Genomic DNA, 26,343 nt, shown 5'->3' with positions numbered 1-26,343 from the left:
GCCCAATGGCAATTTTTAGGCAATATTGAGACACTGTTAAAAATCGATACAGATACTTTCTTGGAATGGAAATATTATGGCCGAAAATTTCTTATCAGCTCACTCAACAGTTTCTTTGGCAAGGCAGCCCATCGTCGACAGTCGCCTTGCGGTTATGGGGTACGAGCTTTTCTACCGTAAAAATGCTGTGGCTATTCAAGCGGATGTCATCGATGAGGTCGGGGCAACGGCGCAAGTGATTTCTGCCAGCTTGTTTGAGCTTGGTATGGACAATTTAGTAGGTGCAAACAAAGCTTTTATTAACTTCCCTCGCGCGTATTTATTAAGCCCCAGCGGCATGTCTTTTGATAAAGATAATGTGGTTATCGAAGTGTTAGAAAATGCGGGTTATGACGCGATATTGCTGTCTTCCTTACGACGCTGGGTGAACGCAGGGTATTCAATCGCGTTAGACGATTTCGTTTTCCACAGTAAACTAACGCCTTTTGTTGAATTGGCCGATTATATCAAGTTGGATATTTTGGCGTTAGGGCATGAAGGATTCCATCAACAGCTGGAATTGTTAAAAGGGTTTAAAGCGCAGGTCATCGCTGAAAAAGTGGAAACGTGGGAAGATTATCAATTCTGTCGTTTATTGGGAGTGGAATACTTCCAGGGGTACTTTTTCGAAAAACCGGAGTTGGTGTCGAGTAAAGCGTCTAAGGTAAACAGCATGACGTTGCTGCAGCTCATGTCCTCTCTTTTGAATACGTCTACTTTGAGTATTGATGATTTAGAAGGGATCGTAAGCCAAGATGCTGGCTTGGTGCATAAGTTACTTCGTTATTTGAACTCCCCTGTAACAGGCTTGATCGCGTCGGTGGACTCTGTCCGTTTGGCGATTATGCTGATTGGCGCGGAAAAGTTGAAAGCGTTAACCAACCTGTTGTTAATGTCAGAAATGGTGGGTGATCGACATGTGTTGCTTGAGCAGATTATGGTTCGAGCGAAGCACGCGGAGTTGTTCGCGCAAAACCGAGGTTACAATAACCAAGATAAATATTTCCTTGCGGGTATGTTGTCTATGATTGATGTCTGCACCGGAATGCAGCTGGAAGAAGTGCTGGGTGAGCTGCCACTTCCTAATGAGTTTATCAACGCCATTGTTCATCGATCCGGAAGAGTGGGTAACGCGCTTGATCTGGTTGAGCATTATAGTAATGGCCACACGATTAAGAATGCTCAGGATTTAGAAGACCTGAAAAAAACCTATTTCAGTGCCATTAAATGGGCGGATGAGTTTTTGGAGGCGGTATAGGTTGCGATGCCTGTAGGCTTTTTCTGACATGGCTGTAGGCTTTTCCTGTGTGTTGTGTGGTTAAGTGTTCGTTTCTTGCTGGATTGTTTTTAAGTTGTTGATTTGTATTGATAAAATAAAATTTTCAGATCGTTATCGATATTTGATTAAATTTTTTAAACTGCTAAATTAGATTTTATCCAAACGATTTCACGGATGAAAAAGCACATGAAGTGCGTAATACAATGCCAAAGATGGTGTTAAGGATTGAACTGGGATGTTCATGGAAAACGGATGATCCATAGGAATACCATGGTTTGATGGAATGCACCATGTGACGAAGGACAGTTTGGAAGCGTTAGGGTTGCGCGAACAATGATGTTTAACTCATCGGAAGAGTTGCTTAACAGGAAGTGAGCAAAAAGTAGGGTTGCCAATAGGCGCCCTTTTTTCTGCCTAAAACTTACTGTCGCCAATATTCAAATCAAAAAAAAGCGACTGAGACGTCGCTTTTTTTTGATTTGTCTTAGGATGACATTAGCGCTCTAAATGCTCTAATTTATCTTCAACACCATCCCATTGCGCCGCATCAGGAAGCGCGTCTTTTTTCTCGGCAATGTTTGGCCAAATCAAAGACAGGTCACGGTTCAATTCAACAAACACTTCTTGGTCTTCCGGTAACTCGTCTTCAGAGAAGATAGCGTTGGCTGGACACTCTGGTTCGCACAATGCGCAGTCGATGCACTCGTCAGGATTGATGGCCAAAAAGTTTGGACCTTCATAGAAGCAGTCAACAGGACATACTTCGACACAGTCAGTGTATTTGCAGCGAATGCAGTTATCGGTAACGATGAAAGCCATTCGACTTCTCCTTACAAGCTATAAAAAATGATTGCGCACTATTTTAGTGGTATAGACTATTTCGCGGCAAGCAACAATCGAAAATAGTCTACATTTATCTGCTATTAGCTTATATCCACAGTAGCTTATGTCAGCGACATCTGAGACTTCAGTTTATAAAGTGCCGTCATGGCGTCGAATGGTGTCATGTTGTCTAAATCCATTTCTTCAAGAGCGTTTTTCAAGGTGTTTTGTTCGGCTTGAGCAAACATGTCGACCTGTTGAGGTTGATAGCTGGTTTGCTTCTCTTGAAGATTGCTTTTGGTTTTACTCGACGAGGTTGCGGAGGGCTTTGAGGTAATGGTGTGCGTCTCAATGCCAGTCACCACTTCTAACTCTTTAAGTTTTTGCTTCGCGTGTCCAATGACATCTCTTGGCACGCCAGCCAATTGAGCGACTTGCAGTCCGTATGATTGGCTTGCTGGGCCTTCATGTACCTTATGTAAGAAAACGATTTCATCATCGTATTCTGTGGCGGTTAAATGAACGTTTGCGGCGTTCTCCAATTGGTCTGCAAGCGTGGTGAGCTCGAAATAATGAGTGGCAAAAAGCACATAACATTGTAATTTTTTGGCTAAGTAGTCTACGGCAGCCCAAGCCAACGAGAGTCCGTCGAATGTGCTGGTGCCGCGTCCAACCTCATCCATCAGTACCAAGCTGTTTTTGCTGGCGTTGTTTAAGATGTTGGCCGTTTCGGTCATTTCTACCATGAAGGTGGAGCGGCCGCCTGCAAGGTCGTCCGATGACCCCATTCGCGTAAAAATACGGTCTACGACGGAAATAGACGCCGCCTCTGCTGGTACGAAACAACCGGTATGCGCTAACAAAGTGATGAGAGCGATTTGGCGCATATAAGTGGATTTACCACCCATATTTGGACCAGTAATCATCAGCAGCGAGCGTTTTTTGTTGAGATCAAGGTCGTTGGGGATAAAAGGTTCAGATATAACCGATTCCACCACAGGATGGCGGCCATCAACAATGTGAATGCCGCCGCGATTGTGTAGTTCAGGGCAGGTGAAGTTTAAGGTGTCGGCACGTTCTGCAAAATTGTTTAACACATCCAGTTGCGCCAGCGCCTGACTGGTTGTCTGTAGTTCACCTAATATTGCGTTCAGCTGATCAAGAAGCGCTTCATACAGTTCTTTTTCTCGGGCGAGGGATTTGGATTTTGCGCTGAGGGCCTTGTCTTCGAATGCTTTTAACTCGGGGGTGATAAATCGCTCGGCATTCTTCAGTGTTTGGCGTCGAATGTATTCCACTGGCGCTTGATCGGAATGCAGGCGGCTGATCTCAATGTAATAGCCATGTACGCGATTGAAGCCGACTTTTAACGAGCTGATGCCAGTACGGGCTTTTTCGCTGCGTTCCATTTCGGCCAGAAAGTCGGTGGCGTTGGTGGATAAAGCCAAGAGTTCATCTAACTCTTCGTCGTAGCCTTTCGCAAATATCCCCCCATCACGCACGACGGAAGGTGGGTTTTCAACCAGTGCTTTTGCTAAGGTTTCGGTGGTATTTGGTTGGGCAATGATGCGCTCGCTCAGTTCTGACAGGCGCGGCGATTTTGCGTTTGCTAGCAATGCATTGATTTCTGGAGCAGCGTCTAGAGCAAATCTCAGGCGCAATAAGTCTCTAGGGCGTGCGGAGCGAAGGGCGACTCGCGACAGTATGCGCTCCAAATCCCCGACTTTTTTCAGTGGTGCTTCAAATTGATCGTAAGCGCGTGGCTCTTTGAGCTCTGCGATGACTTGTTGGCGAGCTTGGATTTCACTTAAATCACGAATGGGCGTGTGTAACCAGCGTCTTAGCAAACGGCTTCCCATCGGTGTTGCACACTCGTCAAGTACTTCGACCAAGGTGTTACTTGTCCCACCTGTTAGGTTGATGTCGATTTCCAGATTGCGACGCGTTGCTCCATCGATGAGTACCGAATCGTCCTTATGTTCCACCATGATGGATTGAATGTGTGGCAAGGCTGATCGCTGTGTGTCTTTGGCGTATTGCAGTAGCGCGCCAGCAGAGGCAATGGCTGCGGTTAATGCTTCACAGCCAAATCCTGATAGGTCTTTGGTGTTGAACTGCTGAATAAGTTGGCGGTAGCTGGATTCATAGTCAAAATGCCAAGGGCCGAGTTCTGAAATGCCTTTTTCCAGCTTCAATGTCTTCCGCGCTGGGAAATCTTCGGAGATTAAGATTTCTTTTGGCGATAAACGCTGCAGCTCACTCGAAAGTGCTTCGTGGCCATCGACCTCAAACAGACAAAAACGGCCACTGGCCATGTCTAGGTAAGAAAAACCAAACACATCCAATCCTTTACGAGACTGGTGAGCAAGAGAGAGTAAAAGGTTTTCGCGCTTTTCCTCTAAAAAAGCCTCGTCGCTGATGGTTCCGGGCGTGACGATGCGAGCAATTTGACGTTCAACGGGGCCTTTGCTGGTGGCAGGATCACCGGTTTGTTCTGCAACAACAACGGATTCTCCCATACGAACCAGTCGAGCTATGTAGTTTTCTGCTGCATGGAAGGGGATGCCTGCCATTGGAATGGGCAGGCCGCCGGAGTGACCACGCGCAGTCAGGGTAATATCAAGTAATTGTGAGGCGCGTTTGGCGTCGTCATAAAAAAGCTCGTAAAAATCACCCATTCGATAAAATAGCAGTTGACTAGGATGCTGTGACTTTAGGCCAAAGTACTGGCGCATCATGGGTGTATGGTTATCTGCTGGTGTTTTACTCATCAGGGAAAGCTCGATTGTGATCCAAAAAATAGACGGGTATTCTACGGGATATTTTCCTAGGATTTAAGGGATAACGAGAATGAATCAAACGCAAGAAATAGCATTCGCGGCACAACAAGTTGGAGAATCTTTGCAAGCAAGCGGATTGATGCTGGTAACCGCGGAGTCTTGCACTGGTGGCTTAATTGGTGCGGCATGTACCGAAATAGCGGGCAGCTCGTCATGGTTTTTTGGTGGCGTAATCAGTTACGCCAATGACGCAAAAATTCAAGGTTTGTGTGTGAAAGAGGCGACCTTGTCGTCATTTGGTGCTGTGTCTGAACAAACAGTAAAAGAGATGTGCGCAGGCGCGTTGCAATTGGGTGGCGATGTTTCTGTTGCGGTGAGCGGTGTCGCAGGCCCTGGAGGTGGTTCACCAGAGAAGCCTGTTGGTTGTGTTTACATCGGCTGGCAGCGGGTAGGTGAAGAGTCGAGGGTGGTGCGTTTTCAGTTTTCTGGGGATCGTCAGGCAGTAAGAGAGGCGACGGTTTTGACAGCGTTAAAGGGTGTGAATGAGATGTTGAAAGCGGGCGAAAAGTAATACTGTTTTTATATACAGTATTTCTTGAGATTGCCTGAAAAAAACGATAGAGTTACCCACAACGACAACTAATCACAACGAAAGTAGCAACAAGGAATTCATCATGTCATCTATTGCAGACAACAAGAAAAAGGCGTTAGACGCAGCGCTGTCTCAGATCGAGCGTCAATTTGGTAAAGGCGCCATCATGAAGATGGGTGAAGGTGCCAAGCTTGATATTGATACAGTCTCTACTGGATCTTTGGGGCTGGACATTGCTTTGGGTGCAGGTGGACTTCCTTATGGCCGTATTTGCGAAATCTACGGACCAGAGTCTTCAGGCAAAACGACGCTTACATTGAGTGTTATTGCGGAAGCTCAGAAACAAGGTAAAACATGTGCGTTTATCGATGCAGAGCATGCGCTTGACCCTTCTTACGCTGAGAAGTTGGGCGTAAATATCGAAGACCTGCTCATTTCTCAACCGGATACAGGTGAGCAAGCGCTTGAAATCGTTGACATGCTGGTGCGTTCTAACAGTGTTGACGTTGTTATTGTCGACTCTGTTGCGGCGTTGGTACCTAAGTCTGAGATTGAAGGTGAAATGGGCAGTTCTTCTGTTGGTGTTCAGGCACGTTTATTATCGCAAGCGATGCGTAAGTTGACGGGTTCCATTAAGAACGCAAACTGTCTTGTTATCTTTATCAACCAAATTCGTATGAAAATTGGTGTGATGTTTGGTAGCCCAGAAACCACGACGGGTGGTAACGCACTTAAATTTTACTCTTCTGTACGTTTGGACATTCGTCGAATTGGTTCTGTAAAACAGGGCGATGAAGTGATTGGTAACGAAACCCGCGTTAAAGTGGTAAAAAACAAAATAGCGCCGCCTTTCAAACAAACAGAATTTCAAATTATGTACGGTGCGGGTATTTATCGCATGGGCGAAGTCATTGATTTGGGTGTTAAACAAGGTTTCGTCGATAAAGCTGGCGCTTGGTATGCATACGGTGGAAATAAAATAGGTCAAGGTAAGGCGAATGCTGCGCAATTCCTTGCGGACAATCCAGAAATAGCACAAGAAATTGAAGCCAAAATTCGTGAAGACTTATTGCCTAAAAAGGCTGATGTAAAAGCTAATGCCTCTGCCAAAGAAGCGGAAGAAGAAGTCGAACAGCTAGATTTCTAAATCGAATCTAGTTTTGAACGGAAAAAAGCAGGCCTTGTGTCTGCTTTTTTTGTTTTTGTGGTGTGTGCGTTAAATATTGTAGGTTTGATGGTTTCTTTGTCGTGAACCTTTTAAGATGTTTTTTTTGCTTATTCAAAAGGAGGTGTCATCGATATGTTAGTTTGGCACTGGGGGCTTGTTGTTATAAGTGCGTTACTGTCGGTTTCGCTTGTATTTTTTGTTGTTCGCTATTTTGCCTTAAAAAGAGAGGCTCAAGGCTCCACACCAGAGCGCGCGGGAGGGGATGCTTCTGGGGTGAAAAATGATTTGACGATGGTTTCAGAAAGTGAAAAGCAGGAGTGGTTAGCGTTGTTAAAGCAGCAGCGGCTGATATGCACTCGTTTGCTTACAGCGTTACCAAAACAGGATTTCCAAGGGCGATCTGCGCTGTCTTGTTGGGCCACTTTTTTAGATGTTGAGACACACATCATTGAACATTCCGTACCGAATGATAAGGCCTTAATGCTACTAGGTGTCTTTAAGAGTCTTTTGGATCGTGTGGATCGCGCGCAAGAAATTGATGCTTTATTGAAGTCGTTAAAAGTCAATCAATCCCTGTTAAATGAACTGAATAAAGTGATTCAGAAGGCCAGCGATAAGGTATTTGATGAAGTTAATATTACGTCTGAATTGAATGATGAATTGGCAGAATTGCAAAGCGCGCTGGCAAAGGAGGCCGAGCTGGACGAATCGCTTACATCGCTTCGAGCCGAAATGGCCAGTATGTGTGAATTTTTAGACCGGTTGAAACAGCATTTGGAGGAAGTCAAAGCTGGCGGTGAAAATGCTTCTTATGTCAACGTACTGGAGGCGTTTGTTGAAGAGGCCGGTGAGTCGGGCTTCTTGGATTCTGTTCGTACTGAGTTGGACAGCAAAGTGACCAGCTTGAAAGAGTTGGCGGCGTACCAAAAAACGATTATTGAAGGATTAAAAACACAGGTTCATGAGGCTAAGGCTGGTAATGAAGGGGCAGGAAAAAATATTAGCGCATACGATGTGTTGATTGTGAGACTGGAAAAAACGCTGCTTGAAAGTGGCCGAGTCGTGAAGCGTTTGGAGTCCAAGTTACTCAGTTTACAAACCATTCGCTACAACCTGAATATCGATGCGATTAAACGGGATGAAGCACTGAAAAAGAAAAAAGCCTTACTGGAGCAAAAAAAACAATCGGCTTCTCCGTCTATGGATATTTATGGTGTTATCGAAGAAGAGCGTAACACCATGAAAAACATAGAAGATCTATTGTACCAAGACTCCTTTACTGAAGCGTCCGATGCGTATGCTAATGAACAAGTTGCTAAACTCGCTTCTTTGCGTCAAATGGTGAATGAATCTGAATTGTATGTGGAAATGCTAGAGCGTGATTTGGAAAATGCACACGTCCTTCATGAAACTCTAGAATACAAGTTAAATCATCCTGATGACGTTGTGGCAGTAAGCGGTTCAGACCTTGATCTTCTTGCGAGTCAAGATTTGGAGGAGGTTGAAAACCTCAAAGAGATAAACGACGAGCTTAATGAAGAGCGTAAACGTTTGGAAGCGGAAATATATGATGGTCGAGATCAGTCTGAAGAAGCGCTTAAGTTGCAGAAAAAAATAGACGATCTCGACAACAAAATTGAAACGGTTCAGAAAAAATACGTAGAGATGGAAGAACGATACTTAACGGCATTGATGGCTAAGGGAGACAAAGAATAATCAGGGCGATTAGTTGTCATCTTGCACAGACAGTGCGTATTTTATTTGTTCGAAATCAAAACCGCGGTACAAAAGGTAGCGCGTCTGTTTGGCTTTTTCTTTAAAGTCTGTGGTGGACTCTTCACCAAATTTTCTTTCTTTTAGCTGCTTTGCTAGCTCGAACCAATCCGCATCGGCGTCAGCAATGGCTGTTTTTGCGAGTTCGCTATTAATTCCTTTTTGTATAAGTTCTTGGTGTATTCGGCTTGCCCCAAGAGGTTTACTCAAACGACTTCTTACAAACATTTCCGCGAAGCGTTCATCGTTTAAATAGTTGATCTCTTCTAGACGCTCAATGGTTGCATCAATATCGTCTTCTGAGTGTCCTTTGTTTTTCAGCTTGGTGACGAGTTCTTTTGTGCTGTGCTCTCTGTGGCTCAATATAGACAGAGCTTGATCAAAAGGTGAAATTTTTTGTTCATTCATCATGTCGTCTTTCGTTGCTGAATTGAATGGACATTTTATCAGGCGGGAGATAGTTTTTCATTTTCATTTCTTATTAACTAAAATATTGCTATTTTGTGGTTTTTTATTCTTTTATATAACTTTAAATAAGATGATAAAACTATATATCTTGTGTGATTATGGGCGATATGACTTTATCACTTTTTGGGGTTTTCTATGCGTGTTTGCGTGTTAGGTGCGGGTGTTGTTGGTTTAACGTCAGCTTATTATTTGGCCAAGAAGGGCTTTGATGTGACGGTTGTTGACCGTCAGGAAGGGGTGGCATTAGAAACAAGCTTCGCTAATGCGGGGCAGATTTCCCCTGGTTATTCTGCTCCTTGGGCGGCACCTGGTATTCCGTTTAAAGCCATCAAATGGCTAATGCAAAAACACGCGCCATTAAAGGTTAGCGCCGATCCAGAACTGAAAAAATTGGCCTGGATGGGAAAGATGTTGGCGAATTGCACGGAATTGGCTTATGACGTCAACAAGTCTCGTATGGTGGCTTTGGCTGAATACAGTCGTGATCAGTTTATTGCTATGCGAAAAGATATTGGTATTAAGTACGATGACGGTCAGGGTGGTTTGACTCAGCTTTTTCGTAAGGACGAACAAGTCGAGGCCTCTGTAAAAGACATAAAAGTACTTAAAGCACTCAATGTTCCTCATCAGGTGCTAACGCCAGCACAAATTCTTGACGTTGAGCCTGGTCTTGCTCCGGTGATTGATAAATTTAAAGGCGGTTTACGTCTTACTGGTGATGAAACGGGGGATTGCTTTGTTTTTTGCCAAGAGCTGAAAAAGCATTGTGATGCGCTGGGGGTGATATTTAAATTTGGCCTCTCAGTCGAGCGCTTGGTTGTGGAAGCTGGTAAAGTACGTGCCATTAAAACGGATCAAGGTGACTTTGAGTTTGATAATGTTTTGGTGTCTATGGGCAGTTACTCAAAAGAGTTGCTTAAAGCGATCGACATTTCAGTGCCTATTTACCCTGTGAAAGGGTATTCCCTGACGGTGGATATCACTGATTCACAGTTTGCCCCCGTTTCCACGGTAATGGATGAAACCTATAAAGTTGCTGTTACTCGACTGGGTGGTCGTATCCGCGCGGCAGGAACTGCGGAACTTAATGGTTACAATCTTGATTTGCCGAAAGTTCGCACCGAGACCATTACACATGTCGTGCATGATTTGTTTAATCAGGGGTGTGACTTGTCGCAGGCTGAGTATTGGACGGGGCTGCGCCCAATGACGCCAGATGGTACGCCGATTGTTGGGCGAACAGGTATTGACGGTTTGTATTTGAATACGGGTCATGGAACATTAGGTTGGACGATGAGTTGCGGTTCTGCGGCAGTGATAGCGGATATTATGTCAGGCGATAAGACCGAGATCGATTCACAGGACTTTTCTGTACAACGTTATCAGTAATAAATCGCGGTAAAAGTTTAAGGGGTAAAAATGGCAAGGCCACTCACGGCAACGGTAGATTTAGATGCAATACTGCAGAACTATCGCTATGCAAAAAAACTACAACCGACATGCAAAGCGTTTGCTGTGGTTAAAAGTAATGCTTATGGACATGGTGCTGTTGAGGTATCTCGATATTTGGATGAAGAGGTGGATGCGTTTGCAGTAGCCGCTATTGAAGAAGCGATGGCATTACGTGATGCGGGAGTAACGTCGCCGATCTTGCTGTTGGAAGGCGTGTTTGAAGGCAGTGAGTGGGCTCTTTGTGAACAATATGGCTTTTGGTCTGCATTAGAAAACGCTCAGCAGCTGGATGAACTGGTGGCGAGCCGCGCTAAGATTGAAAAAGTATTTCTTAAACTCGATTCTGGTATGCACCGGCTTGGTGTGGAAAAAGAAGTAGCGCCATCGTTTGTCTCTGCATTGAAAGACAGTGATCAGGTAGGTGAAGTGGTTTTGATGACGCACTTTTCTTGTGCAGATGATGTGTCCGATCTTACAACGATGCAGCAGTTGACTTACTTTGAGCAAGCGCGCCAATTGATCGGTGATATTCCTGCCAGTGTGGCGAACTCTGCCGCTATTATGAAGTGGAGTGTGCCTGAAGGTGGTTGGATTCGTCCGGGCATTATGCTGTATGGTATTTCGCCGTTTGCAGAAGTCAGTGGGCGTGCTTTGGGTTTGCGTCCGGCGATGACATTGTCGTCCAAGGTTATTTCAACGCGTCCGCTTAAAAAAGGCGACAGGGTTGGGTATGGGCTTGGTTATGTCGCGGCGGAAGATCATATTTTAGCCACCGTAGCTGTTGGTTATGGCGATGGCTACCCTCGCCATGCTGAAAAAGACACGCCATTGCAAATTGATGGGAAGCCAGCTTGTTTAGCTGGGCGTGTGTCGATGGATATGATTACGGTGCGTATGCAAGATTTTGCTGATAAGCCTGCAATGGGTCAAGAGGTGGTGCTTTGGGGGGGGGAGGTTCCCGTTGAAGAAGTTGCGGATTATGCAGGAACCATTGGTTATGAGCTTGTCACTAGAATGACGGCCCGCCCGCATTATCGCTATATTCGAGACAGCGATTCTTTGTGATTCTCTTTTTAAAACACTGAGCAAAAGTCGGTTTATATCCTTAAATCGTGCTTTTGCTTATGTTTTGCACAAAATAAGCCGCAAATTACTGCGGTTTCTTTTGAAAATACCTATCCTTTGCGTGTACTATTTTGTGCTTTTCGTTGCATAGGGTAGGCGTATGTCAAACTGCCTTCCGCGCAATCCAATTCGTCCAGAAATTATAGATAGAGACTCATCCCATTATGAAGAGTTCTGAGTTACGTCAGTCATTTTTATCGTACTTTGAAAGTAAGCAGCATCAAATCGTGGAATCCAGCTCATTGATACCTGGAAATGATCCAACGTTGTTGTTTACTAATGCTGGTATGGTCCAGTTTAAAGATGTGTTTTTGGGGGAGGATCTTCGCCCATATTCACGTGCTACAACGTCTCAGCGTTGCGTTCGAGCCGGTGGTAAACACAACGACTTAGAGAACGTAGGCTACACAGCGCGTCATCACACTTTTTTTGAAATGTTGGGTAACTTCAGTTTTGGTGATTATTTCAAAAAAGACGCCATTCATTATGCGTGGGAATTTTTAACGGTTGTGTTGAAGTTGCCAACGGAAAAATTATTGGTAACGGTTTACGCGGAAGACGATGAAGCGTTTGATATTTGGAATAAAGACATCGGCTTGCCTGCTGAAAAAATTATTCGTATCGGCGATAACAAAGGCGGCCGTTACCAGTCTGATAATTTTTGGGCAATGGGTGACACTGGACCATGCGGTCCTTGTTCTGAAGTGTTTTACGATCATGGTGAGCACATTTGGGGTGGGCCTCCAGGTTCTCCTGAAGAAGACGGCGACCGCTTTATTGAAATCTGGAACGTGGTTTTCATGCAATTTAACCGTTCTGCTGACGGTGAAATGGCGCCTCTGCCTAAGCCTTCTGTTGATACCGGCATGGGGTTAGAGCGTATTGCAGCGATTTTGCAGGGTGTTCACAGTAATTACGAAATCGACCTGTTCCAAAATCTTATTAAAGCGGCTGCTCAAGTGGTTGGCACTGACGATCTGAGTGCGCAATCTCTTCGTGTAATTGCTGACCATATCCGTTCTTGTTCCTTCATGATTGTTGATGGTGTGATTCCATCCAATGAAGGTCGTGGTTATGTTTTGCGTCGTATTATCCGTCGCGCGATTCGTCACGGTAACAAGTTAGGGCAGAAAGGTGTGTTCTTCCATAAATTGGTGGAAGCGCTTGATGGTGAAATGGGTGAAGCCTACCCAGAGCTAACAAAATTAAAAGAGCGAGTGGCTTCTATTCTGCTGAAAGAAGAAGAGCAGTTTGCCAAGACCCTTGATCAAGGGATGAAAATTCTGGAAGAGGCGATCTCTGAACTAGGCGACAAAAAAGTTATCCCTGGCGAGACCGTTTTCAAACTTTACGACACGTATGGTTTTCCTGCGGATTTAACCAACGATGTTGCCCGTGAAAATGATCTTGAAATAGACGAAGCTGGCTTTGAAGAAGCGATGGATGCACAGCGTGCTCGTGCTCGTTCAGCCAGTAACTTCTCTATGGATATGTCGAGCAGTGTGAAATTGGATTCTGTTACTGAATTTACTGGTTACGAGAATCTAAACGGCACATGTGAAGTTGAGGTGATCCTTGTTGATGGTGAGGCTGTCGATGCAATTGAAGCTGGTCAAGTGGCCGCTGTCATTTTGAAAACCACACCGTTTTACGCGGAATCTGGTGGCCAAGTTGGCGACCAAGGTTGGTTGCGTGGTGCGGGTGCGTTCAAAGTGTCCAATACAACTAAGCAAGCCAAAGCGCATTTGCACTACGGTGAACTAAAAGAAGGTCGTTTGTCGATCGGTGATTTGGTAACGGGTGAGGTTGATCGTACTTTGCGCATGGCGACCACATTGAATCACTCGGCTACTCACTTAATGCACGAAGCATTGCGTCGTATTTTAGGGGATCATGTGTCGCAAAAAGGCTCTCTGGTGAATCCAGAGCGTTTGCGTTTTGACTTCTCTCATTTTGAAGGCGTAACAGCGACAGAAATTGAGCAGATTGAAGACATGGTAAACGAGCAAATTCGCTTAAATCGTCCTGTTGAAACAGACATCATGGATGTTGAATCGGCTAAGGCAAAAGGCGCAATGGCGTTGTTTGGTGAGAAATACGACAGCGAAGTGCGCGTTTTGACGATGGGTGCTGATTACTCGATTGAGTTGTGTGGTGGTACGCATGTTAGTCGTACGGGTGATATCGGCTTCTTTAAGATTGTGACAGAGAGTGGCATCGCGGCCGGTGTGCGTCGTATTGAAGCGGTGACGGGTAAAGTGGCAATCGATACAACGCGTCAAACAGAGTCTGTTCTTGATGGTATTGCTTCTATTGTTAAAGGCAATAAAGACAGCGCATTAGACAAAGTCGTGGCGTTGAACGAGCAAGCCCGTAGTTTGCAAAAAGAATTGGATGTGCTGAAAGGCAAAATGGCGGCGTTGGCCGGCGCGGACTTGGCTTCTCAAGCGGTAGACATCAATGGCGGTAAGTTGTTGGTTGCTCAAGTGGAAGTGGAGGATCCAAAAGCGTTGCGTGATTTGCTGGACGAGTTGAAGAGCACGTTAGAATCCGCCGTTGTGCTTTTGGCGGCAGTCAATGATGGCAAAGTAAGCTTAATTGCTGGCGTTACCAAAGAACTGACTAAAAATGTTAAGGCGGGAGACTTAATCAAGATGGTTGCGCCTTTGGTAGACGGTAAAGGCGGTGGTCGTCCTGATATGGCTCAGGCTGGTGGTAATAACCCTGATGGTTTGTCTGCCGCTTTGGCATTAGTCCCTGATTGGGTTGCTGAAAGGGTATAACTCGATTTGCTCCTTCAGAGCTTTGGGTTCGGCTTTTTGATTTAAATGATGGAATTATTATGGCGTTGTTAGTTCAAAAATACGGCGGCACTTCGGTAGGCACAATAGAGCGTATTGAGGCGGTTGCTGATCGGGTGCTGAAACATAAGCAGCAAGGTGATGACATTGTAGTTGTGGTTTCTGCTATGAGTGGCGAAACTAATAGACTGATCGATCTTGCTAAGAGTATCAATCCGTCGCCAAATGCTCGCGAAATGGATGTGCTTTTGTCGACGGGTGAGCAGGTTACTATTGCTCTACTTTCTATGGCGTTGATGAAACGTGGTCTTGACGCTCGTTCTTATACTGGTTCACAGATCCGTATTACAACTGACAATGCCCATGGTAAAGCTCGAATTCAAAAAATTGATACCGAAGCGATGCGCGCAGACTTGGATTCCGGTCGAGTGATTGTCGCGGCGGGTTTTCAAGGTGCGGATGAGTTTGGCAACATTACAACTTTAGGTCGAGGTGGTTCTGATACAACTGGTGTGGCATTGGCCGCTGCGTTGAAGGCGGATGAATGTCAGATCTATACGGATGTTGATGGTGTTTATACAACCGATCCTCGCGTTGTGGACAGCGCTCGACGCCTAGATAAAATTACATTCGAAGAAATGCTAGAAATGGCAAGTCTAGGCTCTAAAGTGCTGCAAATTCGTTCTGTAGAGTTTGCAGGGAAATATCAAGTGCCACTGAGGGTGCTGTCTAGTTTTATTGAAGGTGAAGGTACATTGATAACAACTGAAGGGGTTAAGGGTATGGAGCAGCCAGCGGTTTCTGGGATTGCGTTTAACAGAGATGAAGCTAAGTTAACATTAAAAGGTGTTCCTGATATTCCAGGAATTGCGTCTCGTATTCTTGGCCCTATCAGTGATGCAAACATCGAAGTGGATATGATCGTTCAAAACGTATCGGTTGAAGGGACAACAGACTTTACCTTTACTGTTCACCGTAATGAATACGACCTTGCTTTGTCGACGTTAAACCTGATTGCGCAAGAGCTTGGTGCAAGTGCGGTGTTGTCTGACGCTAAGATTGCTAAGGTTTCTATTGTTGGTGTGGGTATGCGTTCTCATGCTGGTGTTGCTAGCACGATGTTCAAGGCATTGGCTGCAGAGTCCATTAATATTCAGTTAATCTCTACTTCTGAAATTAAAGTCTCAGTCATTATTGATGAGAAGTATATGGAGTTGGCGGTTCGTGCGTTACATTCTGCATTCAAATTGAACGAAGCAACACCAGGTGTTAGAGAAGCGTAACAATTGAATACATAAAGCCTGTACGAATGGATGGTTTAATTTTTATTGAGAGGCTACAATAGCTTTGTAGGAATTGCCCTACAAGGTTTGTGGGGCAATTCTTCTAGATAAATTTTAAAAGCTATTACAGGGAGATACTCTTATGCTTATTCTTACTCGTCGTGTTGGTGAAACTTTGATGGTTGGTGATGAAGTTTCTGTCACTGTCTTAGGAGTAAAAGGGAATCAGGTTCGTATTGGTATCAATGCGCCTAAAGATGTGTCTGTTCATCGTGAAGAAATTTATCTTCGCATTCAAAAAGAACAAGATGACCAAGATTTAGAAGATTAATTTCTAAAAAAGCCTTTACAAGACAAATGTGTCGTATATAATGCGCCCCACTTGTTACGGAGAGTTGGCCGAGTGGCCGAAGGCGCGCCCCTGCTAAGGGTGTATGGGTTAACACTCATCGAGGGTTCGAATCCCTCACTCTCCGCCATTTCAAGTTTTAATCTGAAAGCTATCCTTTTTAGATTAAAGAAAGAAATTGTAGTGCACCCGTAGCTCAGCTGGATAGAGTACTCGGCTACGAACCGAGCGGTCAGAGGTTCGAATCCTCTCGGGTGCACCATTTCAAAAAATGCATTTTAATTTCATCCAGAATGAAATGCACATAGAACAATGCTATGCACCCGTAGCTCAGCTGGATAGAGTACTCGGCTACGAACCGAGCGGTCAGAGGTTCGAATCCTCTCGGGTGCACCATTTTCTAGATTTATCTTAAGTTATCCACGTTAAGATTCATAAGCAATACCTGCTACGCACCCGTAGCTCAGCTGGATAGAGTACTCGGCTACGAACCGAGCGGTCAGAGGTTCGAATCCTCTCGGGTGCACCATTTTAAAATATCCTCTCCCTTGTTTTTTTCAATACTTCATTCTTACTATTTTCAAGAATCTAATCTCTATCTTACTCCCTTAGTATCTTTTCAAACACTGTCGTTAGCTCTTGTGTGCTATTGCAGCGTCTTAGGGTTTGAAGGTTTTCTTTGATTTCTTCAAAACCAAATCGTAAGTGTCCACACCATTGTTTTAATCGACCCAGTGTCGCGACTTCGTCGTAGTGTTTTTGCAGCTCGATATTGTAATCGGTGAAGAGCTCGACGAGCGACGCTTGTTTTAGTGAGTTTTCTTGGTTATCTAGTTTTGCTCTTATGTCTTGGAAGACAAAAGGGTTGTTGAGTGCGCCTCGGCCAATCATGAAATGTTTGCAGCCAGAAACGGATTGGCAGCGCGTTAGTGAGTCGAAATCGGTGATGTCGCCATTCGCAACAACGACCATAGTTGTCTTATCTTGGATTTCTCCAATTTTCTCCCAGCGAGCGGGTGGTTTGTAGCCATCTTTTTTTGTCCTGCCATGTATTGTTAGTGTACCGGTTCCAGCCGACTCGATTGCTGCGACATTATCAAACAGTAGAGCTTCGTCTTCATAGCCCAAACGTATTTTTGCCGAAAGCGGAATGTGGTTGGGTAATGTGTTTTTTATGGCGCTCATTATTTCATGAAGGATGTTTGGTGTTTGCAATAAGACAGAGCCACCTCCGTGCCCGTTTACGCGCTTGGCAGGACAGCCAAAATTAACGTCTATGTGAGTTGCTCCGGCTTCAATGGCATTAAGCGCACTTTGAGCCATAAGTTCGGCGTTACTGCCGAGCAGTTGTGTATGTACTGGGTGATGGTAAGTTGTATGGGCGTTGTTTTGGTTTTCGGGTACTTGGCGCTTGAATGTTGATGATGGGATTGGGTATTGAGTGACTCGGATAAACTCTGATACGAGGTAATTCATTCCGCCAATTTTTGAGAGTAGTGCTCTCATTGTGTGATCCATGACACCTTCCATTGGGGCGACGGCTAATACAATGCCGCTGTGGATGTCTTTTCTTTCTTGATTTTGTGTTGCTTGCAGGGAATTGTTCACGAAATAAGTCTAACTGTTATGCAAAAAAAATATGAAACTGTTCTGGTTTGTGATAAAAACTAATCATCAAAAAATAAACAGTGCTATTGGGTGTGCATCTGATCACATAAGATCTGTACAAACAAGGTGAGATAAAAGGTAACTAAGCTATGAATGGATTACTGGAAGATGGTGTAGGGTTGATGGTGCTGGGGATGGGGTTTGTGTTCCTGTTTCTAGTGGTGTTGATTTTTGCGACTGGTTACATGTCGCGGTTGCTAAATTATGTCTTTCCTGAAATGCCTGTTGTTGTAGCGTCAAAGCCAACTTCGCAAAAGCTTTCTTCTGGTGTGGATGCACAAATGACAGCGGTTATTACCGCTGCTGTTCATCAGCATAGAAACAGTAAAAAACCTTAAATACACATTACCTTTCCTAACTTTCTGAGGCTGAAACATGACAACAACAAAGCAACCTCTTGGCATCACTGATGTCGTTTTACGAGATGCTCATCAATCCTTGTTTGCGACGCGTATGCGTATTGACGATATGCTTCCAATTGCGGAAAAGCTCGACCAAGTGGGCTTTTGGTCTCTTGAATCATGGGGTGGTGCGACGTTTGACTCTTGCATTCGTTTTATAGGTGAAGATCCTTGGGAGCGAATTCGTGAGCTAAAAAAAGCGATGCCAAAAACACCGCAGCAGATGTTGTTGCGTGGGCAGAATTTGCTTGGTTATCGTCATTATGCTGATGATGTTGTGAATAAATTTGTTGAGCGTGCAGCCTTTAATGGGGTTGATGTTTTCCGAATCTTTGATGCGATGAATGACCCTCGTAACCTTGAGACAGCCATTAAAGCAGTTAAGCAACAAGGTAAGCATGCTCAGGGAACTATCTCCTATACCAAGAGCCGGGTGCATACCACTAAAAATTGGGTGGATTATGCCAAAACGCTTGAGGACATGGGGGCTGACTCTATTGCGATAAAAGATATGTCTGGCATTTTGACGCCATATGATGCTTTTGAGCTGGTTAGTTTATTGAAGGCTCAAACCCAGCTAGAAGTGCAATTGCATGCGCATGCTACATCTGGTTTGTCGGATATGACGATTCTAAAAGCCATTGAGGCCGGTATAGATCGAGTTGATACGGCCATTTCCTCCATGTCCATGACGTATGGTCATAGTGCGACGGAATCTGTGGTGGCGGCGTTGCAAGGCACGGATCGTGATACAGGTTTGGATTTAGCGCTGCTAGAAGAAATTGCGGCTTATTTTCGCGAAGTGCGAAAAAAATATGCGAAATTTGAAGGCTCTCTTCGCGGTACGGATTCTCGTATTTTGATTGCTCAAGTTCCTGGTGGCATGTTAACTAACATGGAGAGCCAGTTGAAAGAGCAGGGTGCAGCAGACAAATTTGATGAGGTGTTAAAGGAAATTCCAAAAGTCCGTGAAGACCTCGGTTTGATCCCACTTGTGACACCAACGTCTCAAATTGTTGGGACTCAGGCTGTGTTAAACGTATTAACGGGTGAACGTTATAAGTCGATATCAAAAGAAACGGCGGGGATTTTGAAAGGCGAATATGGTGCGGCTCCTGCAGAATTTAATAAAGAGCTGCAGGCGCGAGTGCTGGATGGTGCTGAAGCGATTACCTGCCGACCAGCAGACTTGCTGTCACCTGAAATGAACAAATTGACTGAAGAGCTAATTGGCCTTTCAAAAGAGAAGGGTATTGAATTATCTGATGATCAGATTGACGATGTTTTAACCTATGCTTTGTTTCCTCAGATAGGTCTTAAATTTTTGCAAAATCGTGGTGACGCGAGTGTTTTTGAGCCCGCTCCGGCCTTGGCTGATGTTGCAGATGTTGGTGCCTCAGGGAATAAGCAGGCCTCAGGAAGTGAGTCTTCTAATGAAGCGAGCGTCTATACCGTTTCTGTTTCAGGGCAGAGTTTTGTTGTCCAGGTCTCGGAAGGTGGAGATGTTAGTAATATTCAGCCCGTTGTTAATGTGCAGCAGGCTCCAGCTCAGACGTCAGAGTCTCCGGCCTCGTCTGGCGTTGATGTTCCTTCACCGTTAGCGGGGAATATCTTCAAGGTCCTTGTGTCTCCGGGGCAGCAAGTTGAAGAAGGTGATACCGTAATGATTCTAGAGGCGATGAAGATGGAGACAGAGATATCTGCACCTAAATCCGGTGTCGTTGGTTCTATTAACGTAAAAGAAGGTGACTCGGTTCAAGTGGGTCAGTCGCTTCTTACTTTGTAGTTAAAGGGATCAATTGAAGATGGAAAATAAACTATTAAACCTCTATCACGATACGGGGATTTATCAGCTGGAATTTGGCCAGTTCGTGATGATCTGTGTTGGTTTGTTGTTAGTGTTTTTGGCTATTAAGAAAGGTTTTGAGCCACTTTTGCTGTTACCAATTGGTATTGGTGCTGTTCTTGTAAACATTCCAGGTGCAGGATTTATGGCGGCGCCTGTTTATGATGCAACGGGGCACATGGTTTCTCCGGGTGGTCTACAATATTACATTTATCATGGCGGTATTGAGACAGGACTGTTCCCGTTGATCATTTTTATGGGTGTCGGTGCCATGACGGATTTCGGTCCTATGCTTGCTAACCCTAAAACTTTATTACTGGGTGCGGCTGCGCAGTTTGGTATTTTTGCAACGGTCATTGGTGCTGTTCTGCTAAGTGCTTCAGGAATTATGGATTTTTCGTTAGCTGATGCTGCTGCAATAGGTATTATTGGTGGTGCAGATGGTCCGACGGCGATTTTTGTTGCAAGTCGATTGGCTCCTGATTTGCTGGGGGCGATAGCGGTCGCGGCTTATTCGTATATGGCGCTAGTGCCATTGATTCAACCTCCAATCATGCGCGCATTGACAACGAAGGAAGAGCGTTCTATTAAAATGGAGCAGCTCCGCCCGGTTACTAAAAAAGAGAAAATTGTATTTCCTATTGTGGTTACTTTATTAGTTGCGATGTTTTTGCCTTCTGCGGCACCTTTATTAGGGATGTTTTGTTTTGGTAATTTGATGCGTGAGTGTGGTGTTGTTGATCGATTGAGTGATACCGCGCAAAATGCTCTGATTAATATTGTGACTATTTTCTTAGGTTTAGGAGTTGGTTCGAAATTAAGCTCTGAAGCATTTTTGAATTTAGAGACATTGGGTATTTTAAGTTTAGGTCTGATTGCTTTTTCAATCGGTACCGCTGCGGGAGTGTTGATGGCTAAGTTGATGAATAGATTCTCACAGGATGCCATTAATCCATTGATTGGTGCGGCAGGTGTGTCTGCTGTTCCAATGGCTGCCCGCGTTGCAAATAAAGTAGGGCTTGAAGCAAATAAACAGAACTTTCTGTTAATGCATGCGATGGGTCCAAACGTGGCCGGCGTTATCGGTTCTGCAGTTGCTGCGGGTGTCATGCTGAGCTATGTTGGTGGTTAGTGCTGCTTATTGAGTGCTATGCAGAAAAAAGACACTTCGGTGTCTTTTTTTGTATTCGGTGTTTTTTAATTAATTTTAAAATTAATTAAAAAAAGGGTTGCACAAAATCTGTAGATCCTTAATATACGCCCTCGCTGACACGGACAGGGCTTCACTCTCACAGAGAAACGAAGTGGCTTAAGTGTAACGGCAACGCTCTTTAAAATAGATAATCAGATAATTTGTGTGGGCGCTCGCTAGAGGCTTCAGAAGATCGATATTGACTACTTGTTAGTGAATGAGCGATCAAAAAAATTGAAGTCTTGCGAAACGTCTAACACGTCAATTCGCTTTATGTTGGCTTGTTGTTTTTAGGAATGATGAGTCGATTAAGTTATTGTTAGTGTAATAGATTTTGAGTAAGCAAACTTTTTAACTGAAGAGTTTGATCATGGCTCAGATTGAACGCTGGCGGCAGGCTTAACACATGCAAGTCGAGCGGTAACAGGGGAGCTTGCTCCTGCTGACGAGCGGCGGACGGGTGAGTAACGCGTAGGAATCTGCCTAGTAGAGGGGGACAACATGTGGAAACGCATGCTAATACCGCATACGCCCTGAGGGGGAAAGGAGGGGACTTTTCGGAGCCTTCCGCTATTAGATGAGCCTGCGTGAGATTAGCTAGTTGGTAGGGTAAAGGCCTACCAAGGCGACGATCTCTAACTGGTCTGAGAGGATGACCAGTCACACTGGGACTGAGACACGGCCCAGACTCCTACGGGAGGCAGCAGTGGGGAATATTGGACAATGGGCGGAAGCCTGATCCAGCCATGCCGCGTGTGTGAAGAAGGCCTTAGGGTTGTAAAGCACTTTCAGGGGTGAGGAAGGGTGATTGGTTAATACCCAATTATCTTGACGTTAGCCCCAGAAGAAGCACCGGCTAACTCTGTGCCAGCAGCCGCGGTAATACAGAGGGTGCAAGCGTTAATCGGAATTACTGGGCGTAAAGCGCGCGTAGGTGGTTTGTTAAGTCGGATGTGAAATCCCAGGGCTCAACCTTGGAATGGCACCCGATACTGGCAGGCTAGAGTACGGTAGAGGGGTGTGGAATTTCCTGTGTAGCGGTGAAATGCGTAGATATAGGAAGGAACATCAGTGGCGAAGGCGACACCCTGGACTGATACTGACACTGAGGTGCGAAAGCGTGGGGAGCAAACAGGATTAGATACCCTGGTAGTCCACGCCGTAAACGATGTCTACTAGCCGTTGGGTTGTAATGACTTAGTGGCGCAGCTAACGCAATAAGTAGACCGCCTGGGGAGTACGGCCGCAAGGTTAAAACTCAAATGAATTGACGGGGGCCCGCACAAGCGGTGGAGCATGTGGTTTAATTCGAAGCAACGCGAAGAACCTTACCTACTCTTGACATCCAGTGAACTTAGCAGAGATGCTTTGGTGCCTTCGGGAACACTGAGACAGGTGCTGCATGGCTGTCGTCAGCTCGTGTTGTGAAATGTTGGGTTAAGTCCCGTAACGAGCGCAACCCTTATCCTTATTTGCCAGCACTTCGGGTGGGAACTTTAAGGAGACTGCCGGTGACAAACCGGAGGAAGGTGGGGACGACGTCAAGTCATCATGGCCCTTACGAGTAGGGCTACACACGTGCTACAATGGCGTATACAGAGGGCTGCGAACTTGCGAGAGTAAGCGAATCCCAGAAAGTACGTCGTAGTCCGGATTGGAGTCTGCAACTCGACTCCATGAAGTCGGAATCGCTAGTAATCGTGAATCAGAATGTCACGGTGAATACGTTCCCGGGCCTTGTACACACCGCCCGTCACACCATGGGAGTTGATTGCTCCAGAAGTAGCTAGCTTAACCCTTCGGGGATGGCGGTTACCACGGAGTGGTCAATGACTGGGGTGAAGTCGTAACAAGGTAGCCCTAGGGGAACCTGGGGCTGGATCACCTCCTTAAACGATAGAAACCTCTGGTGAGCGTTCACACAAATTATCTGATGGCTATGAGTTCTTCATAGTGATATCTATCTTAAAAGCAGTGACACAGAGTTCTAAGCAAGAGGTTTGAATGGTCTCACCATCAAGCATCTGACTTAGTGCTTTGCACTAAACTTGCTCTTTAACAATTCAAATTTTGAAATAGACGATAATCAAGCGTCAAACCGGTGGAAAGCACCTTTAACCTAGGTGACTTTCTAAATCGTAAATCCAGAGGGGAACAAAAGCCCTTTGGTATGTGATCTGAGTGTTGTTTTAATACTGACTCTTCTTAGAGTCGGGAATTAGAAAACTATTTTGGGTTATATGGTCAAGTGACCAAGCGTGCACGGTGGATGCCTTGGCAGTCAGAGGCGATGAAGGACGTGGTAATCTGCGAAAAGGTTCGGGGAGTCGATAAACAGACTTTGATCCGAACATGTCCGAATGGGGAAACCCACTCTACTTGTAGAGTATCCCACAGTGAATACATAGCTGTGAGGAGGCGAACCCGGGGAACTGAAACATCTAAGTACCCGGAGGAAAAGAAATCAACCGAGATTCCCTAAGTAGCGGCGAGCGAAAGGGGATTAGCCCTTAAGTGGTTTTGGTGTTAGTAGAAGGCTCTGGAAAGTGCCGCTGTAAAGGGTGATAGCCCCGTATACGAAAACACCTTAATCATGAAAACGAGTAGGACGGGACACGTGTTATCCTGTCTGAATATGGGGGGACCATCCTCCAAGGCTAAATACTCCTGACTGACCGATAGTGAACCAGTACCGTGAGGGAAAGGCGAAAAGAACCCCTGTGAGGGGAGTGAAATAGATCCTGAAACCGTGTACGTACAAGCAGTGGGAGCGGACTTGTTCCGTGACTGCGTACCTTTTGTATAATGGGTCAACGACTTATTTTCAGTAGCAAGGTTAAGCGTTTAGTGGAGCCGTAGGGAAACCGAGTCTTAATAGGGCGTTTAGTTGCTGGGAATAGACCCGAAACCGGGCGATCTATCCATGAGCAGGTTGAAGGTTGGGTAACACTAACTGGAGGACCGAACCCACATCCGTTGAAAAGGCTGGGGATGACTTGTGGATAGGAGTGAAAGGCTAATCAAGCTCGGAGATAGCTGGTTCTCCTCGAAAGCTATTTAGGTAGCGCCTCGTATCTCACCATTGGGGGTAGAGCACTGTTTGGGCTAGGGGGTCATCCCGACTTACCAACCCCATGCAAACTCCGAATACCAATGAGTGCAATTACGGGAGACACACGGCGGGTGCTAACGTCCGTCGTGGAAAGGGAAACAACCCAGACCGTCAGCTAAGGTCCCAAAGTGCCAGTTAAGTGGGAAACGATGTGGGAAGGCTTAGACAGCTAGGAGGTTGGCTTAGAAGCAGCCATCCTTTAAAGAAAGCGTAATAGCTCACTAGTCGAGTCGGCCTGCGCGGAAGATATAACGGGGCTCAAACTGGCCACCGAAGCTACGGATGCTTAGTTTACTAGGCATGGTAGAGGAGCGTTCTGTAAGCCGTTGAAGGTCAAGCTGTAAGGCAGGCTGGAGGTATCAGAAGTGCGAATGTTGACATGAGTAACGATAAGGGGAGTGAAAAACTCCCCCGCCGGAAGACCAAGGTTTCCTGTCCCATGTTAATCAGGGCAGGGTGAGTCGGCCCCTAAGGCGAGGCAGAAATGCGTAGTCGATGGGAAACAGGTTAATATTCCTGTACTCGTGCATATTGCGATGGAGAGACGGAGAAGGCTAGGCCAGCACAGCGATGGTTGTCTGTGTTTAAGGCGGTAGGTTTAGGGCTTAGGCAAATCCGGGCCCTTTTAAGACCGAGAACTGATGACGAGCCCTCTTTTGGGCGAAGTGGTTGATGCCATGCTTCCAGGAAAAACTTCTAAGCTTCAGATATGCAGGAACCGTACCCCAAACCGACACAGGTGGTCAGGTAGAGAATACCAAGGCGCTTGAGAGAACTCGGGTGAAGGAACTAGGCAAAATGGTACCGTAACTTCGGGAGAAGGTACGCCGGCCGGTGTGAAGGACTTGCTCCGTAAGCACTAGTCGGTCGAAGATACCAGGTGGCTGCGACTGTTTATTAAAAACACAGCACTCTGCAAACACGAAAGTGGACGTATAGGGTGTGACGCCTGCCCGGTGCTTGAAGGTTAATTGATGGGGTTAGCGCAAGCGAAGCTCTTGATCGAAGCCCAAGTAAACGGCGGCCGTAACTATAACGGTCCTAAGGTAGCGAAATTCCTTGTCGGGTAAGTTCCGACCTGCACGAATGGCGTAACGATGGCCACACTGTCTCCACCCGAGACTCAGTGAAATTGAAATCGCAGTGAAGATGCTGTGTATCCGCGGCTAGACGGAAAGACCCCGTGAACCTTTACTATAGCTTCACAGTGAACTTTGAACCTACTTGTGTAGGATAGGTGGGAGGCTTTGAAGTGCAGACGCCAGTTTGCATGGAGCCACTCTTGAAATACCACCCTGGTATGTTTGAGGTTCTAACTCAGGTCCGTAATCCGGATCGAGGACACTGTGTGGTGGGTAGTTTGACTGGGGCGGTCTCCTCCCAAAGAGTAACGGAGGAGCACGAAGGTGTGCTCAGCATGGTCGGAAATCATGCATAGAGTGTAAAGGCAAAAGCACGCTTAACTGCGAGACAGACACGTCGAGCAGGTACGAAAGTAGGTCTTAGTGATCCGGTGGTTCTGTATGGAAGGGCCATCGCTCAACGGATAAAAGGTACTCCGGGGATAACAGGCTGATACCGCCCAAGAGTTCACATCGACGGCGGTGTTTGGCACCTCGATGTCGGCTCATCACATCCTGGGGCTGAAGCCGGTCCCAAGGGTATGGCTGTTCGCCATTTAAAGTGGTACGCGAGCTGGGTTTAGAACGTCGTGAGACAGTTCGGTCCCTATCTGCCGTGGACGTTTGAGATTTGAGAGGAGCTGCTCCTAGTACGAGAGGACCGGAGTGGACGAACCTCTGGTGTTCCGGTTGTCACGCCAGTGGCATTGCCGGGTAGCTATGTTCGGACGGGATAACCGCTGAAAGCATCTAAGCGGGAAGCCTCCCTTAAGATAAGATCTCACTGGGACATAAGTCCCCTAAAGAGCCGTTCGAGACTAGGACGTTGATAGGTTGGGTGTGTAAGTGCTGTGAGGCATTGAGCTAACCAATACTAATTGCTCGTGAGGCTTGACCATATAACACCAAAGTGGTTTTAGATGAAGAGAGTGAAAGCTCAAGATCATCAAAATGACAAAGACACAGATACGATACAACATCAGCAATGATGAGCATCGGTTTGATACTTGGTTATCACTATTTCAAAATGAATTGTTAAAGATCCAAGCACGTATTCGCGTGTTTTGAGTCA

The 26,343-nt window shown here is 45.8% G+C and carries 16 protein-coding genes, 4 tRNA genes and 2 rRNA genes; 18 read left to right on the top strand and 4 right to left on the bottom strand.

The features are described from left to right. The first annotated feature begins 76 nt into the window (after positions 1-76). Positions 77-1,297 carry an EAL and HDOD domain-containing protein gene (locus tag AABA11_RS13390; protein WP_338268702.1) on the top strand — a complete coding sequence of 407 codons (1,221 nt, stop codon included), beginning with the start codon at positions 77-79 and terminating at the stop codon, positions 1,295-1,297. Positions 1,298-1,813: 516 nt separating this feature from the next. Here the strand turns inward: AABA11_RS13390 and fdxA are convergent. Then, positions 1,814-2,137, bottom strand: a complete 324-nt coding sequence (gene fdxA / locus AABA11_RS13385) for a ferredoxin FdxA (protein ID WP_012071401.1) — start codon at positions 2,135-2,137, stop codon at positions 1,814-1,816. 125 nt (positions 2,138-2,262) lie between these two features. Next, a complete protein-coding gene (mutS, locus tag AABA11_RS13380) occupies positions 2,263-4,911 on the bottom strand; it encodes a DNA mismatch repair protein MutS (RefSeq protein WP_338268697.1) in 2,649 nt (882 codons plus the stop codon). Positions 4,912-4,990: 79 nt separating this feature from the next. Between mutS and AABA11_RS13375 the strand changes: the two genes are divergently transcribed. The 3 genes from AABA11_RS13375 to AABA11_RS13365 all read left to right on the top strand — a co-directional run bounded on the left by AABA11_RS13375 (position 4,991) and on the right by AABA11_RS13365 (position 8,396). Continuing rightward, positions 4,991-5,491 carry a CinA family protein gene (locus AABA11_RS13375; RefSeq protein WP_338268695.1) on the top strand — a complete coding sequence of 167 codons (501 nt, stop codon included), beginning with the start codon at positions 4,991-4,993 and terminating at the stop codon, positions 5,489-5,491. Between the two features lie 103 nt (positions 5,492-5,594). Beyond that, the gene (gene recA, locus AABA11_RS13370; RefSeq protein ID WP_338268693.1) at positions 5,595-6,659 is read left to right on the top strand and encodes a recombinase RecA; all 1,065 of its coding nucleotides are present in this window, start codon (positions 5,595-5,597) and stop codon (positions 6,657-6,659) included. Between the two features lie 153 nt (positions 6,660-6,812). Then, positions 6,813-8,396, top strand: a complete 1,584-nt coding sequence (locus tag AABA11_RS13365) for a coiled-coil domain-containing protein (RefSeq protein WP_338268691.1) — start codon at positions 6,813-6,815, stop codon at positions 8,394-8,396. 9 nt (positions 8,397-8,405) lie between these two features. Here AABA11_RS13365 and recX read toward each other — a convergent pair whose 3' ends face one another. After that, complete coding sequence (gene recX / locus AABA11_RS13360) at positions 8,406-8,864, bottom strand: recombination regulator RecX (protein WP_265727982.1); 459 nt, start codon at positions 8,862-8,864, stop codon at positions 8,406-8,408. 192 nt (positions 8,865-9,056) lie between these two features. On the opposite strand from recX, the gene AABA11_RS13355 reads away from it, so the two are divergent. The 9 genes from AABA11_RS13355 to AABA11_RS13315 all read left to right on the top strand — a co-directional run bounded on the left by AABA11_RS13355 (position 9,057) and on the right by AABA11_RS13315 (position 16,460). Continuing rightward, positions 9,057-10,310 carry a D-amino acid dehydrogenase gene (locus AABA11_RS13355; protein WP_338268689.1) on the top strand — a complete coding sequence of 418 codons (1,254 nt, stop codon included), beginning with the start codon at positions 9,057-9,059 and terminating at the stop codon, positions 10,308-10,310. A 30-nt stretch (positions 10,311-10,340) separates the two neighbouring features. Next, positions 10,341-11,438, top strand: coding sequence for an alanine racemase (gene alr, locus AABA11_RS13350; RefSeq protein WP_338268687.1), 1,098 nt, complete (start codon positions 10,341-10,343; stop codon positions 11,436-11,438). Positions 11,439-11,662: 224 nt separating this feature from the next. Then, on the top strand, positions 11,663-14,281 hold the full coding sequence (gene alaS, locus AABA11_RS13345) for an alanine--tRNA ligase (RefSeq protein ID WP_420915701.1): 2,619 nt from the start codon (positions 11,663-11,665) through the stop codon (positions 14,279-14,281). A gap of 59 nt (positions 14,282-14,340) precedes the next feature. After that, a complete protein-coding gene (locus tag AABA11_RS13340) occupies positions 14,341-15,582 on the top strand; it encodes an aspartate kinase (protein ID WP_265727979.1) in 1,242 nt (413 codons plus the stop codon). Positions 15,583-15,724: 142 nt separating this feature from the next. Next, positions 15,725-15,913, top strand: a complete 189-nt coding sequence (csrA, locus tag AABA11_RS13335) for a carbon storage regulator CsrA (RefSeq protein ID WP_110577005.1) — start codon at positions 15,725-15,727, stop codon at positions 15,911-15,913. Between the two features lie 58 nt (positions 15,914-15,971). Next, positions 15,972-16,061 (top strand) — tRNA-Ser (locus AABA11_RS13330). 55 nt (positions 16,062-16,116) lie between these two features. Next, positions 16,117-16,193, top strand: a tRNA-Arg gene (locus AABA11_RS13325). Between the two features lie 57 nt (positions 16,194-16,250). Further along, positions 16,251-16,327: transfer RNA gene (locus tag AABA11_RS13320), tRNA-Arg, on the top strand. Between the two features lie 56 nt (positions 16,328-16,383). Next, positions 16,384-16,460, top strand: a tRNA-Arg gene (locus AABA11_RS13315). Between the two features lie 71 nt (positions 16,461-16,531). Here AABA11_RS13315 and AABA11_RS13310 read toward each other — a convergent pair. Continuing rightward, on the bottom strand, positions 16,532-17,539 hold the full coding sequence (locus AABA11_RS13310) for a tRNA dihydrouridine synthase (RefSeq protein WP_338268682.1): 1,008 nt from the start codon (positions 17,537-17,539) through the stop codon (positions 16,532-16,534). A 149-nt stretch (positions 17,540-17,688) separates the two neighbouring features. Between AABA11_RS13310 and AABA11_RS13305 the strand changes: the two genes are divergently transcribed. The 5 genes from AABA11_RS13305 (at position 17,689) to AABA11_RS13285 (ending at position 26,170) form a co-directional block, all read left to right on the top strand. Then, positions 17,689-17,937: an OadG family protein gene (locus AABA11_RS13305; RefSeq protein ID WP_338268680.1), complete on the top strand. Its 249-nt coding sequence runs from the start codon at positions 17,689-17,691 to the stop codon at positions 17,935-17,937. Between the two features lie 37 nt (positions 17,938-17,974). After that, positions 17,975-19,786 carry a sodium-extruding oxaloacetate decarboxylase subunit alpha gene (gene oadA, locus AABA11_RS13300; RefSeq protein WP_338268678.1) on the top strand — a complete coding sequence of 604 codons (1,812 nt, stop codon included), beginning with the start codon at positions 17,975-17,977 and terminating at the stop codon, positions 19,784-19,786. Positions 19,787-19,805: 19 nt separating this feature from the next. Beyond that, positions 19,806-20,978, top strand: a complete 1,173-nt coding sequence (locus tag AABA11_RS13295) for a sodium ion-translocating decarboxylase subunit beta (RefSeq protein ID WP_338268676.1) — start codon at positions 19,806-19,808, stop codon at positions 20,976-20,978. 412 nt (positions 20,979-21,390) lie between these two features. After that, positions 21,391-22,930: ribosomal RNA gene (locus tag AABA11_RS13290) — 16S ribosomal RNA — on the top strand. Between the two features lie 350 nt (positions 22,931-23,280). Then, positions 23,281-26,170: ribosomal RNA gene (locus AABA11_RS13285) — 23S ribosomal RNA — on the top strand. Together the 16S and 23S rRNA genes form the textbook arrangement of a ribosomal RNA operon. Positions 26,171-26,343: the final 173 nt, after the last annotated feature.

It is taken from the genome of Marinomonas pontica (assembly GCF_036322735.1).
GTDB classification, from domain to species: domain Bacteria; phylum Pseudomonadota; class Gammaproteobacteria; order Pseudomonadales; family Marinomonadaceae; genus Marinomonas; species Marinomonas pontica.
The sequence above is the reverse complement of the archived record's forward strand: the minus strand, read 5'-3'. Positions and strand labels throughout refer to the sequence as shown.